Origin of the sequence: Gudongella sp. DL1XJH-153 (genome assembly GCF_049310905.1) — a bacterium.
In the GTDB taxonomy this organism is placed as follows: Bacteria; Bacillota; Clostridia; order Tissierellales; family Tissierellaceae; genus Gudongella.
Window position 1 is genome coordinate 1 of sequence record NZ_JBMEMN010000115.1, and the last position, 235, is coordinate 235.

The window sequence follows — 235 nt, forward strand, 5'->3', positions numbered from 1 at the left end:
TCCGAGATTAACTGTGATTGCTTCAATTTCAAAATGGTTAGGATAAAAACGCATTAAACCATGAAGAGCATAGAGCATGGTTAAACTATCCTTTCCGCCCGAAATTCCAACTGCAATTTTATCACCTTCATCGATCATTTTATATTCATCTACTGCTTTTCTTGCGTAGCTTAGTAATTGCTGTAATTTCATATTGTAATTTGCTCCTTATAAATCCTGAATCATATAACATTAG

1 pseudogene is annotated in these 235 nt (G+C 33.2%); it reads right to left on the reverse strand.

Features of this window, described 5'->3' with window-relative positions:
* A pseudogene (locus ACOEN1_RS13590) lies at positions 1-192 on the reverse strand (tRNA 2-thiocytidine(32) synthetase TtcA); the annotation flags it as partial.
* Positions 193-235: the final 43 nt, after the last annotated feature.